Origin of the sequence: Iodobacter violaceini (assembly GCF_011601265.1) — a bacterium.
Classification (GTDB): domain Bacteria; phylum Pseudomonadota; class Gammaproteobacteria; order Burkholderiales; family Chitinibacteraceae; genus Iodobacter; species Iodobacter violaceini.
On the sequence record NZ_JAAOLX010000005.1, the window covers coordinates 171,661 to 184,567 of the forward strand.

The 12,907-nt window shown below is 51.8% G+C and carries 8 protein-coding genes; 4 read left to right on the forward strand and 4 right to left on the reverse strand.

Translation table 11 applies throughout. The annotated features are described in order from the left end of the window. Positions 1-140: 140 nt before the first annotated feature. Complete coding sequence (locus HA050_RS11100) at positions 141-1,754, reverse strand: NAD(P)/FAD-dependent oxidoreductase (RefSeq protein ID WP_166825848.1); 1,614 nt, start codon at positions 1,752-1,754, stop codon at positions 141-143. A gap of 578 nt (positions 1,755-2,332) precedes the next feature. Here HA050_RS11100 and HA050_RS11105 point away from each other — a divergent pair. Together HA050_RS11105 and HA050_RS11110 are read left to right on the forward strand one after the other, a co-directional pair. Beyond that, positions 2,333-4,345 (forward strand): bifunctional 2',3'-cyclic-nucleotide 2'-phosphodiesterase/3'-nucleotidase, encoded by a 2,013-nt coding sequence (locus tag HA050_RS11105; RefSeq protein ID WP_166825850.1) that lies wholly within the window; start codon positions 2,333-2,335, stop codon positions 4,343-4,345. A gap of 81 nt (positions 4,346-4,426) precedes the next feature. After that, on the forward strand, positions 4,427-5,167 hold the full coding sequence (locus HA050_RS11110) for a tetratricopeptide repeat protein (protein WP_166825853.1): 741 nt from the start codon (positions 4,427-4,429) through the stop codon (positions 5,165-5,167). A 103-nt stretch (positions 5,168-5,270) separates the two neighbouring features. Here HA050_RS11110 and HA050_RS11115 read toward each other — a convergent pair whose 3' ends face one another. Beyond that, positions 5,271-5,807 (reverse strand): hypothetical protein, encoded by a 537-nt coding sequence (locus HA050_RS11115; protein WP_166825856.1) that lies wholly within the window; start codon positions 5,805-5,807, stop codon positions 5,271-5,273. 192 nt (positions 5,808-5,999) lie between these two features. Continuing rightward, entirely contained in the window at positions 6,000-7,199 is a 1,200-nt protein-coding gene (locus tag HA050_RS11120; RefSeq protein ID WP_166825859.1) for an MFS transporter, read from the reverse strand. Between the two features lie 96 nt (positions 7,200-7,295). Here HA050_RS11120 and HA050_RS11125 point away from each other — a divergent pair, with 96 nt between their 5' ends. Next, complete coding sequence (locus tag HA050_RS11125) at positions 7,296-8,171, forward strand: LysR substrate-binding domain-containing protein (RefSeq protein WP_166825862.1); 876 nt, start codon at positions 7,296-7,298, stop codon at positions 8,169-8,171. Between the two features lie 54 nt (positions 8,172-8,225). Here the strand turns inward: HA050_RS11125 and HA050_RS11130 are convergent, their stop codons facing one another. Next, positions 8,226-10,946 carry an ImpA family metalloprotease gene (locus tag HA050_RS11130; protein WP_166825865.1) on the reverse strand — a complete coding sequence of 907 codons (2,721 nt, stop codon included), beginning with the start codon at positions 10,944-10,946 and terminating at the stop codon, positions 8,226-8,228. Between the two features lie 444 nt (positions 10,947-11,390). Between HA050_RS11130 and HA050_RS11135 the strand changes: the two genes are divergently transcribed. Then, positions 11,391-12,851, forward strand: a complete 1,461-nt coding sequence (locus HA050_RS11135; RefSeq protein ID WP_166825867.1) for a catalase — start codon at positions 11,391-11,393, stop codon at positions 12,849-12,851. Positions 12,852-12,907: the final 56 nt, after the last annotated feature.

A 12,907-nucleotide genomic window follows, 5' to 3' on the forward strand; every position in this document is an offset into this window, starting at 1 on the left:
CCGTCTGCCTGCTTGTATGAATATTAAGCAAGCTTGGAAGTAATTTCTTAGAAAGATTTTTAATCAGGATCAATCAATACGCCCGTGGGCACACAAGTGCCCACGGTTTGATGCAAAAACAAAGCTTTGATATGCAGGATTTAAGGCTGCTTATTCAAAATGCTTAAAGCCACCGCCTCGGCAATTTTAATGCCATCCACACCAGCCGATAAAATACCGCCTGCGTAGCCTGCGCCTTCACCCGCAGGGAACAGGCCCTTGGTGTTGATACTTTGCAGCGTGTCGTTATCACGCTTGATACGCACAGGGGACGAGGTGCGGGTTTCTACACCGGTAAACAGCGCATCAGCCATGCCAAAGCCTTTGATTTGTTTATCAAAGGCAGGCATCGCTTCGCGAATTGCAGTAATGGCGTATTCAGGCAGGCAATCAGCCAGATCCGTTAAATGCACGCCCGGCGTGTAGGAAGGCACCACCACACCAAATTCAGCAGAAGGCTTGCCTTTAAGGAAATCACCCAGTTTTTGGGCCGGGGCCTGATAAGTACTGCCACCCGCTTCAAAAGCCTTACTTTCCCATTTACGCTGCAGCTCAATCCCTGCCAGCGGATGACCAGGGAAATCTTCTTCCGGGGTAATCCCCACCACAATCGCCGCATTGGCATTGCGCTCATTGCGTGAGTACTGGCTCATGCCGTTGGTGACCACACGGCCAGGCTCGGATGCTGCGGCCACCACCGTGCCACCCGGGCACATACAGAAGCTGTATACCGAGCGGCCATTGCTGGCGTGGTGCACCAGCTTGTAATCTGCCGCGCCCAGAATCGGATGGCCTGCGCTTGGGCCAAAACGGGCGGTATCAATCACGGTTTGCGGATGCTCTACACGGAAACCCAGCGAAAACGGCTTGGCCTCCATATACACGCCCTGCTCAAATAATTTGTAAAAGGTATCGCGAGCGCTATGACCAATCGCCAGCACCACATGCCTGGAATGGATTTTTTCGCCACTGGCCAGCTCAACGCCTTCCACCTGGCCATCGTTCAGAATCAGCTGCTCTACCTTGCTGGAAAAGCGCACTTCGCCACCCAGCTCAATAATATTGGCACGCATGCTTTCAACCATGCTGACTAAACGAAACGTACCAATATGGGGCTTGCTGACGTACATAATCTCGTCAGGCGCGCCTGCTTTTACAAACTCTTGTAATACTTTATGCCCAAGATGCTTTGGGTCTTTAATCTGGCTGTAAAGCTTGCCGTCAGAAAACGTACCCGCGCCGCCTTCACCATATTGCACATTCGATTCAGGATTCAGCACGCCCTTGCGCCACAGACCCCATGTGTCTTTGGTGCGCTCACGCACGGCCTTGCCGCGCTCAAGAATAATCGGTTTAAAGCCCATTTGCGCCAGCAACAAACCAGCAAACAAGCCACAGGGGCCGGTACCAATCACAACGGGGCGATCAGTCAATCCTTCCGGCGCATGGCCTACATACTGGTATTCAATATCAGGCGATACCATGATATGGCGGTCAGCTTTCAAACGCTTCAGCACCGCCGCTTCGTTTTTGACTTCTGCATCAAGAGAATAGATCAGCAGAATGGCGGCACGCTTACGTGCGTCGTAGCTGCGCTTAAAGATGCTAAAGCTGATCAGATCAGCCTCTGCCACCGCAAGACGCTTAAGCAGTGCGTGTTTAAGCTCGTCTTCCGAATGATCGAGCGGCAGTTTTACTTCATTTATTCTTAACATTCTGTCTTTCCGAAATTCAAGGTGCGCACAGGGGCCTGATTTGATTATTTTAGGCCAAGCCTGAAATAATCAAACAAAACCACGCCACGCGGATTCAACCCGCTATTTTGCCGGTTTTCTGCGCATCGTGCAGAACTATGGCTATGCAAATAAACCCGCCCACCGCTAATCCGCGCATCTGCAGCTGATAAAACGCAAAAATGTATTAAATGGCGGGGCACAGACCTCACTGCATTTCCGGCGCTCTGTCCGGCCAGCAGCGTGATGTGCTTTAGCGGCAACCCGAACAAAATTCTTAAGCTGCGAATGCCTCTGGCCTTACATGGCCAGAGCATGGCAGCAAACCACTCAAAAATATGCAGAAAAAACAGCGCACCAGGCCTGGCCAGCCCGGGCTATTTTTTTCAATCTGTCGCCTGAATACTGAGAAGCTATTGCCTTGTTTGGCACTTCAAGAGCACAAGAACCCCAATGTCATAAAAGATTAACCCGTTTGCAACACAAATATAGTCTTACTGCAAACTTCAAACCTTACTCTCGCGCCTTCACATAAAAGCCCAAGGGCATAAGAGAGAGCAATGCGTATCACATTACTAGCCAGCTTAATTTGCAGCTCACTGCTTTTAGCAGCATGCAATGACAGCGATACAGACACGCCCGCCGCTGCACCGGTTACCCCGCCCCCGGCCGCAGGCACCAAGCTTGATTTAGCCGTACTGCAAACCACCGATTTGCACGCCAATGTGCTGAGCTACGATTACTACAAAACCACCGAAGACAATACCCTTGGTTTTGAACGCACCGCCACACTGATTGATGCTGCGCGTAAAGAAAACCCGAACAATCTGCTGGTTGATGATGGCGATACCATTCAGGGCACATCGCTATCTGATTTCCAGTCGCAAGTTGAGCCGGTCAAATGCGATACGCCGCTGGCGATCCATAAAGCCATGAATTTAATGAAATATGATGCTGGCAATATCGGTAATCACGAGTTTAACTACGGTCTGAAATACCTTGGCCAGGTGTCGGGCACCTCTATGAAGGCTGGCCCGGAAGCAGGCCAAAAATGTGCAGGCCCGGCTTTCCCGCTGATTACTTCTAATGTGAATAACGCCAGCGATGGCAAGCCGCTGTTTGACCCTTACGTCATTCTGGACCGCACCTTTAAAAGCGCAGATGGTAAAGATATCAAGCTGAAAGTCGGTGTGATCGGCTTTACCCCTCCTGGCATTATGGATTGGGACAAACGTAATCTGGATGGCAAAGTCAGCGTATTAGGCATTGTGGACGCGGCGAAAAAATACGTTCCGGAAATGAAAGCCAAGGGTGCGGATATCGTGGTTGCGCTGGCGCACAGCGGCATTTCTGCGGCTGAATACAGCCCAAGCATGGAAAACGCAGTTTACTACCTGGCTAAAGACGTTCCTGGCATTACGGCGATTGTTTCCGGCCACTCGCACAGCTTTTTCCCGGATAAAAAGAACTACGCCGGGATCAAAAATGTTGATAACGAAAAAGGCCTGGTCAATGGCGTTCCAACCGTGATGTCCGGCTTCTGGGGCAACACACTGGGCGTGCTGAAGCTGAATCTGGAATTCGATGGCAAAGCGTGGAAAACCAACAACTCGCAAGGTGAGCTGAAATCAGTCAGCAGCAAAGATGCAGCAGGCGTAGTGACTGCCGTGCCGGTTAAAGCAGAAATCGCCAGACTGATCGAAAAAGAGCATCAGGGCACCATTAAATATGTAACCGGCGCAGTAGGCAAAACAGACTACCGCATCAGCTCCTTCTTCTCGCAAGTCGGCGCAACTTCATCGATGCAACTGATTAATCTGGCACAAACCGATTATGTAGCCAGCTATATCAAGGCCAATGCACCGCAATACGCCAAGCTGCCTATTCTCTCGTCAGCGGCCCCCTTTAAAGTGAATTTCCGTGGCACGGGCTTTACGGATATTGCAGCAGGCGATGTAGCGATCAAAAACATTGCCGACCTTTATCTCTATCCAAATACCCTGCAAGCCGTGAAGATTGATGGTGCAGCGGTCAAACTGTGGTTAGAAAAAGCGGCCGAGCAATTTAATAAAATTGACCCAAGCAAAACAGCGGATCAGGACTTAATCAACGGCAGCTTCCCTTCGTATAACTTTGACCAGATCAGCGGTATTTCATACGAAATTGATGTCACCAAAGATAAAGGCAGCCGCATCGTCAATATCACCTTTGATGGCAAGCCGCTGGACCTGAAAGCCGAATTCATCGTTGTGACCAATAACTACCGTGCCAGCGGTGGTGGTGGCTTTGCTGGCCTTGATGGCAGCAAAACGATTGTCGACAGCGGCGAAGGCAACCGTGAAATCATTATTAACTACGTTAAAGCGCAAAAAACACTGACGCTGGCAAAACAAGGCGCAGTAGCCAACTGGCATTTTGCCAAGGTTAAAACAGCAGGCAAGGTGCTGTTTGAATCTTCAGCAGATGCGGCAGCTGAAAGCGTGGCGCGTCAGGACAAAATCGACAATGTGTTTCTTGAATCCACCAAAGCGGACAAGAGCGCATCGGTTTTCCGTATTGACCTGAGCAAATAAGATTTAAGTTAGCAAATTTGTCACTGCAATAAAATCTGCCTGCCCTGGCTGACTGCCGGGGCAGGCAGATTTGGAGTTTTTATGAAAGCTTTTTCCAAATCCACACAATGGATGCTCGCCCTTGCCCTGCTTATTGCGATGGCAACCGGCATTAAACAATACCAGCAGCACAAACAAAGCCAGGCACTGGCCATGCCCGATGCCGCAGTACAACAGCTTAAATTAAATGCAGCTCAGTCACAGCTGAAAGAAATCGCAAATGCTGGCCACCCGCTTGCAGCACGACTGATTGCCGAGCAAACAGAAGACAAACAAGAAGCCGCAAAATGGTATGAAAAATCAGCCGAAGCAGGCGATCAAAAATCCCGCTACCAGCTGGGGCTTGCCTATTTAAAAGGCACAGGCGTGACGCAAAATGCCCAAAAAGCACGGCTCTGGTTTAGTACCGCTGGCAAGCAGGGGCTTTATCAGCTGGGCATGATGACGCTTAAAGGCGAAGGCGGCCCAAAGGATCAGGCTAAAGGCATCGCCATGGTAGAAACTGCGGCCCAAAACCACGACCCGGCCGCGATCTACACCCTGGGCAACTGGTATCGCTATGGCGACTATGTAAAGCAGGATTTTCAGCTGGCCATTAAACATTACAAACAAGCCGCTAATCTGCAATATGTACCCGCCCTGCAAGAGCTGGCACTGGCACTTGAGATGGGCGAAATGGGCCTGGATATCAACCCCGCCCAGGCCCACAGCCTTAGCGAAATGGCTGGCCATATCAGCCATTGCAAGCAGGATCATACGAATGAAGTGAAGGTGTTTGATTAATGTGTGGCACATCAGACAAGCATGAAATAAGCACCTTATTTATTCGACAATAAAAAAAGCCCATCTGGCAGATGGGCTTTTTTTATGCTGTTTTAATGTCACTTTATTGAGCAACGTAATACTTTACGGTATTTGAAACTAATACGGCAGCAGGCACAACAACAGAGGAATCAGAAGGAAGCCAAATTGTGTTACTTGCTCCGATCATTTTGAAGTCGTTTACGATCACGCCCTTTCCAATCACAACCGTATTGGTGTCGCCGCTTATATCAATAAGCGCCACTTTAGAGCCATCGACAATCTTCGCACTATTGCCACTGCCAATAATATTTAATGAACCGCCATCTTTAAGCGCATAAACCGTTTTTAGATTATTGCCCTTCATGTCTGCATTCAATGCGCTAAGCGTAAACCCGCCAATCACAGGAGGTTGCTCTGCAGCAATCGGCCGGCTTCCAGTATCAACAGGAGTTGTTGGCTGAACAGGAACGACTGGCGTTGTGGTCGGAACAACGGGTGGTGTTGTAGTTCCTGTTGTTCCCGTAGTCGTAGATGTCGAAGTTGTGCTGTCTCCACCGCCGCCGCCGCATGCGACAAGAGCAAAGGATGTAAGCAAGCAAGATAAAATGGCTTTTTTCATTTAAGTATTTCCTACAAAAAACACAGTATAACCATATGCTAATATTTCAATCACTGTAATTTAACATAAACGTCATAAGCCAATGTTCTAAAATGTTTTTTTATGTGTGTATTTTTTACAAAAAAACATCACAAACTAAATCAATCACCTTACCGACCCATTTTTGGCATATTCATATTTTTAACTCCCGTGTTAATAAGCAATTTGTTGATTCATTTTTTTGCCCGTATTGCCAGCCCTTTTATCAAGCACCCCAGACCATGTTGTCAGCGCCAAAGCACCCAGCACCACCACGCCGCCTATCCACGGCGCAGCCAGCAAACCTAAGTGTTCGACAATCAAGCCGCCCGCCCAGGCACCGCCTGCAATGCCCACATTAAATGCCGCAATATTCAGGCCTGATGCCACATCCACCGCATGGGGCGCATCGCGCCGGGCCTGTTGCACCACATAGACTTGCAGCCCGGCCACATTGCCAAACGCCACCGCGCCCCAGGCCAACACTGTTGCCACCACCAGCACTGGCGAATGCACGGTAAAGGTCAGCACAAACAACACCAGCGCCAGCAGGCTGAAGATCATTTGCAGAGCACGCACAGGGCCTTTTTGATCGGCCAATTTGCCCCCCCAGATATTGCCCACCGCCACCGATACGCCATAAACCAGCATCACCAAGGCCACACTCGATGGCGCAAAGCCGGTGATCTGCTCCATCAGAGGCGCTAAATAAGTAAACGCCACAAAAGAGCCGCCATAACCCAGCGCTGTAATGGCATAAACCAGCAGCAGCCTTGGTTTTTTAAGCACCGCCAGTTGTGCCAATACAGATGAAGGCGCAGCCTTTGGCAGGTTGCTTGGCACCAGCAGCAAGCTGCCCGCAAAAGCAATCACGCCTAAAACAGCCACCGCTAAAAAGACCGACTGCCAGCCAAATATTTGCCCCAGCCAGGTGCCCAGCGGCACACCCGTCACCAGGGCCACGGTTAAGCCAGAAAACATCAGCGCAATGGCGCTGGCGGCTTTTTCCTCAGGCACAAGGCTGGTCGCCAGCGTGGAGCCTATCGAGAAAAACACCCCGTGCGCCAAACCAGTCAGCACCCTCGCCGCCAGCAGCGTGGCGTAATCAGGCGCTTGCCATGCCAGTAAATTACCCAGCGTAAACAAGGCCATCAGCCCCAGTAATAAAGGCTTGCGGGGCACGCGGCTCGTTAAAGCGGTGAGCAATGGCGCGCCAATGGCCACACCCAATGCGTAAAAGCTGACCAATAATCCCGCCTGGGGAAGCGAAACCTGCAAGCTGCCCGCCAGTGTGGGAATCAGCCCGACAATCACAAATTCTGTAGTGCCGATGGCAAAGGCGCTGAGGGTCAGCGCCCAAAGTGCTAGAGGCATTGTGTCTCTCCGATGAATGAATGCGCCGATTGTCTGCCCTTGCCGTGCAGAGAAAAATAGGCTCTACTGACATTCACTTGTGACTGGAAGTCAACAATGCTTCATCTGGATGCCCTGCTTACCTTTGTGACTATTGTCGATACCGGCTCGTTTTCTGCCGCTGCCGGGCGCCTGGGGCAAACGCCATCGGGCGTCAGCCGCTGCTTATCCAGGCTGGAAAAACAACTGGGCATCAGCCTGATTAAGCGCACTACCCGCCGCCTGGATCTCACCGAAGAAGGCCGCTGGCTATTGGATAAGGCACGGCAAATATTAGCCACACTGGCCGAAACCGAAGCCACGCTCAGCGCCAGCCATGCCCAGCCTGCTGGCCTGCTGCGCGTGAATGCAGCTACACCAGTACTCAATCATCTGATCGCCCCGCTGGCGGCTGGCTTTATGGCCGCCTACCCCAAGATTCAGCTGGAGCTGATCGGGGCAGAGGCGGTGATTGATTTAATTGAAGAGCGCGCCGATGTGGCGATTCGCATAGGCGAGTTGTCAGATTCCACCCTGAATGCCCGCCGCTTGGGGGAAAGCCAGCTGCGCCTTGTGGCCTCCCCCGGCTATTTGCAGCAGCACGGCTCGCCGCTCAACGAAGACGCACTCACAGCCCACAGCCTGCTTGGCTTCAGCAGCCCTGCCTCGCTTAATATCTGGCCATTAAATGGTGGCAAGGGGCTGGCAATCAGCCCCGCCATCAGCGCATCCAGTGGTGAAACACTGCGCCATCTGGCGCTTAATGGAGCGGGCATTGCTTGCCTGGCTGATTTTCTGATTGGCAAAGATTTACAAACGGGCCAGCTGCAAACCGTGCTGAGCGATGCATCTTTGCCGTGGAAGCAAACAATCTGGGCAGTGTTTTATAAGCAAGGCACGCTGGCCCCCAGAATTGCCTGCTTTGTGGATTATCTGGCAAGGGCCTTGACGTAAATCGCGGCCCCAAAAAAGCCCGCACAGACTGCGGGCTTTTTCTGCATACGCCATTTATTGCGGATAGGCTGGCGTTGCTGAAGCTAAATCCAGCCATTTTCCGCTGGAAACCTGGTTAAATTTCTTTTGTGCCAGCGCATAAAACTGCTCCGGGGCAAGCGGCAGCTTCAGATCGGCCACCGAATCCAGCGCGGTCTGGCTTAAAGGCAAGCCATACATGGCAAAAATTTTACGCACATCCTGCCCGATAATTTTAGAGCTCAGCACATAGAGCAACTCATGATTGCTGATGGTGTTATTGGTGTAACGGCTCATGCCATATTTATTACCCGCTTCCCAATTCTTACTCACTAAACGATCGGCCTTTGTCAGCAGGGTGAAGTAATCCATGCTGGCCTGCATACCCGGCACCGCTTCTTTGGCGCGGTATTTGCTGTACAGAAAGGCCAGCTGAAAATGCACCGCCCGCATCGGGTCTTGTGAATCTCCACCCCAGAGGCGGTTTTCCATATCGGCACGTTGTGCTTCACCGCTCTTGCCGCTTTGACGGTTTTGTACAATGTACTGATAAAGAGCAGGGTGATCGGTGATATGGCCGTTATCAATCCCTGTAAGGGCGTACTGGCGCATCATATGGGCGCTGGCCAGGATATTGTTATCACACTCAACCAGGCAGCCTTTGCCGTTAAGCTCGATATGCATCACACGCTGCACGGTGTTGTGGCCCAGCTCATGAGCATGCCCCCAGCCTGTACCGCTGATACCCGCAAAACCATCCGAAGGGTTGCCCGAGCACAGATAGCCGCAAGCCGCTATCCAGCCCACAAAATGCTGCACACCCGGCGCACGGTGAATTGGCCCGTCACACGTCCAGCCCAGTTGCGTACACAGTGTGGCCACATTGGCCGACATAGGCATATTGCTGTAGCCATTGGCAATATGGTTGGAATCAAACAACAGGCCTTTGATCTGATCAACGATATAGACTTTAGGGTCTAAATTGCCCATCGCCTCATTGGCGTAATGAATGGTCTGCTGGATTTCCCCACCCACAAACTTAGCAGTTTGCCAGCCAAAATCTTTGCGCTTTAAAGCGGCAACCGCCTCGTTAATGTCCTCATCGCTTTGCGCTTTAGTAAAATCAAAGTGTGAATATCTGGCAGCGCCACGGATTTTCAGCGTCACACTCTGGCCTGCAGCAGCACCCGCATAATTTAAATATAGCGGGCCGCCAAACGGGCTGACCAGCACCGTTTCACCGCCCGCTTTCAATGGCAGCGTAAACGACTGCGGATGGCGCGGGCGCTTATAGCCCTCGCTCAGCTCATCGGTCAGCGGATTGCCCCAGGTGCGCAGATAATTACTTTGCACACCCAGCTTGCCGTTGCTTGCCAGCACTTCGATATAAACCGGCTTACCCGGCACCGCCGCCCGGCCAACAGCCGTTACGCCATCAGCCTGAGCAATCGTCACTTCAATGGTTTCAGCACTGCTGCTTACTGGTAATTGCTGCGCAGCCTGCGGCATAAAATCGCCCTGCCCGGCCCGTGCAACCGTGGTATTCGCCCGGTTAAAAGCCAGCCACGAATCAGAAGCATAAGTACGCAAAAATTCAGCAGGCTGAGTGCTGCGATTAATTTTGCCGTATTCAATATCCGGGCGGTACAGATCGGCCCACAAAACCAGCAGCTGATGAAGATCTGCAGTGGCCTCGGCAAACACATCACCACCTGTGCTCTGCAGGCTCTCCAGCTCTTTTTGTATTGCCGTAATTGCATCGGCAGACGATGTGTCTTTACTTAAATCCAGGCTTAAGCTGCTGCTCATCTGCGAAATGGCTTGTATCAGCAGCGCCAGCCTGTCACCCTGCTTAAGAGCATCGCTCACTGTGCGCTGGCTGCCTGCCGACATCCCCGCCGTGCTTGCAAAATAATTACCACCATAGCCACCCAACTCCATGCCCATGGCATGCAATACCTTGCGCCCGCCTGCCGAATCCTCCCAGTTGGGATGCATATAGATCACGGCTTTGCCGCTTTCTAAATATTTACGGACCTGGCGGCTTAGCTCCACATCGTCTTTTACCCCTGCGCCAAAGAACAACACATCGGCATCCTGCCAGCAGCTATTAGTGCTGGCGGCCAGATCGCAGGCCTGGGCTTGCGGCGTTTTGCCCATGCGGGTCAGCAGTTTAGTCACACTTTTGGCATCGTAGCCCGCCGTGGCAAATTTAACAGTGGCGGGCAGTGGCCCGGCCGCCTTGCCTGTTACCACCCAGTTAAAGGCACGGCTGAACAAAGCAAAGTGCTGATTCTCTTTAGACTGATCAGCCATCCAAGCCAGCACATCCGCGCCATAAGCCAGGCCGCGCCCCTTGCCATACTGGCTGATTGCCGCCATACCCCGGCCTTCATCCGACACCATTAAGGGCGTGGCAATAGTCGACAGGGCGGGAGTAATTAAATTGCTGTTTTTGCTTAAATTAAGCGTCAGATCAAGGCTGGCACCACTATAGATATCGCTTAGCGCGGCATTGTTCTGCTGCTGATAACGCTGAGCCAGCAGCAAAGCCTGCTGCAATAGCAAGGCACGATGTGAAACGTTCAGTCCTGCCGTGCTGCCATTTTTAACCGCCGTCGCAATTAGGCTTGCATCACTGCTGCTGATGGGCACATTTACCGGAGGTGAAACGGATGGTGAATCAGAGCTGCCACTGCCACCACAAGCGGTAAGTACACCCAGCATTAGCATGCTCAGAAGAGATTTGTATTTCATCAGGGAAAATGCCTCGTTGAAACCGCGCGATTTGCTCTGTTTGAAGAGCATTAGATTTTCATGATATTACCAGGTGCCCCAAAAACATGACATTGGTGTTTCTAATCAGCAGGGCAAATCATCCACTGACACGGCTCCTCGCTGCCGCCCGTCAGTAAAACCCTCATTACAGCGATTACTGAACAACAGTGATAAAGATCCTGCATTTGCAAAGATAAAAACTATCAATCACATTCAAACAATCAATTTGTTTTAACTATCACAAATCAGCATAATCGTTTTCAACAAAAGCGAGGCCACCATGAAGCAAGAAATGTCTTTGGGGGAACTCTTTTGCGAGCTGCTTGCCAGTCTTGTCTGGATGCAGTAATCCCAAACCAAGCGCTGAGCAGGTTGTCCACGGCCCTGTCCATGCCTGCATGCGTTAAGCAAAGGAAGCAAATCATGTCATCTAAAAAACTCACCACCCAGGCAGGCGCACCCGTCAGCGATAACCAGCACGCCCTTACAGCAGGCCCGCGCGGCCCGATGCTGATGCAAGATGTTTGGTATATGGAAAAGATGGCGCACTTTAATCGTGAAGTGATTCCAGAGCGCAGAATGCACGCCAAAGGCTCAGGCGCTTACGGCACCTTTACGGTAACGCACGATATCAGCGCATACAGCAAGGCGAAGATTTTTTCTGAAATTGGCAAAGAAACCCCGATATTCATGCGCTTTTCTACCGTTGCCGGTGAGCGCGGTGCGGCAGATGCCGAGCGCGATATCCGTGGTTTCTCGATGAAGTTTTATACCGAAGAAGGCAACTGGGATTTGGTCGGCAATAACACGCCAGTGTTCTTTTTACGCGACCCGCTCAAGTTCCCTGATCTGAACCATGTGGTGAAACGCGACCCGCGCACCAATATGTTTAACCCCAATTCGCAATGGGATTTTTTCTCCAGCCTGCCCGAAGCGCTGCACCAAATCACCATCGTAATGAGCGATCGCGGCCTGCCTAAAAACTACCGCCAGATGCACGGCTTTGGCAGCCACACCTTTAGCCTGATTTCTGCCGACAACACGCGCACCTGGGTGAAATTCCACTTTAAAAGCATGCAAGGCATAGCAAACTACAGCAATGAAGAAGCCGCAGCGGTGGTGGCCAATGACAGAGAAAGCTCGCAGCGCGATTTATATAACAGCATCGAAAACGGCGATTTCCCGCGCTGGAAAATGTGTGTGCAGCTGATGAGCGAGGCTGAAGCGGATAACTACGCAATCAACCCCTTCGATCTGACCAAAGTCTGGCCACACGGTGATTTCCCACTGCATGAAGTAGGGATTCTGGAGCTGAACCGCAACGCAGAAAACTATCACGCCGAAGTAGAACAATCCGCGCATAACCCGGCCAATGTGGTGCCTGGAATCGGCTTCTCGCCCGATAAAATGTTGCAAGGCCGCTTATTTGCTTATGGTGACGCGCAGCGGTACCGCCTTGGCGTGAACCACGGCCATCTGCCGGTGAACGCGCCTAAATGCCCGTACCACAACTATCACCGTGACGGGCAAATGCAGACCGGCAACTACGGCGGCAGTGCCTACCCAAGCTACGAGCCAAACAGCTTTGGCGGCCCGGTGGAAGACCCAAGCGCAGCAGAACCGCCTTTGGCCATTCACGGCAGCGCCGATCGCTACAACCCGCTGCAAGATCAGCCCGATGATTACATCCAGGCCGGTGATTTGTTCCGCTTAATCGGCAAAGAAGCCCAGGAGCGCCTGCTGGACAATATGGCCGGTGCGCTCAGCCAGGTTACGGTAAAAGAAATCCAAATCCGCCAGCTGCGCCACTGCTACAAAGCCGATCCGGCTTATGGCCTGGGCTTAGCGAGTCGTTTGGGGATAGCTGAGGCTGAGATTAAGTAAACAGATTAGCTAAGCTGTAAATCAATAAAAGGTCACCCGCAGGGGTGGCCTTTTTT

Excerpts from the sequence above, each read along its gene's own strand:
- HA050_RS11100 (WP_166825848.1), bottom strand. The coding sequence starts at position 1,754 with ATGTTAAGAATAAATGAAGTAAAACTGCCGCTCGATCATTCGGAAGAC.
- HA050_RS11105 (WP_166825850.1), top strand. The coding sequence starts at position 2,333 with ATGCGTATCACATTACTAGCCAGCTTAATTTGCAGCTCACTGCTTTTA.
- HA050_RS11110 (WP_166825853.1), top strand. The coding sequence starts at position 4,427 with ATGAAAGCTTTTTCCAAATCCACACAATGGATGCTCGCCCTTGCCCTG.
- HA050_RS11115 (WP_166825856.1), bottom strand. The coding sequence starts at position 5,807 with ATGAAAAAAGCCATTTTATCTTGCTTGCTTACATCCTTTGCTCTTGTC.
- HA050_RS11120 (WP_166825859.1), bottom strand. The coding sequence starts at position 7,199 with ATGCCTCTAGCACTTTGGGCGCTGACCCTCAGCGCCTTTGCCATCGGC.
- HA050_RS11125 (WP_166825862.1), top strand. The coding sequence starts at position 7,296 with ATGCTTCATCTGGATGCCCTGCTTACCTTTGTGACTATTGTCGATACC.
- HA050_RS11130 (WP_166825865.1), bottom strand. The coding sequence starts at position 10,946 with ATGAAATACAAATCTCTTCTGAGCATGCTAATGCTGGGTGTACTTACC.
- HA050_RS11135 (WP_166825867.1), top strand. The coding sequence starts at position 11,391 with ATGTCATCTAAAAAACTCACCACCCAGGCAGGCGCACCCGTCAGCGAT.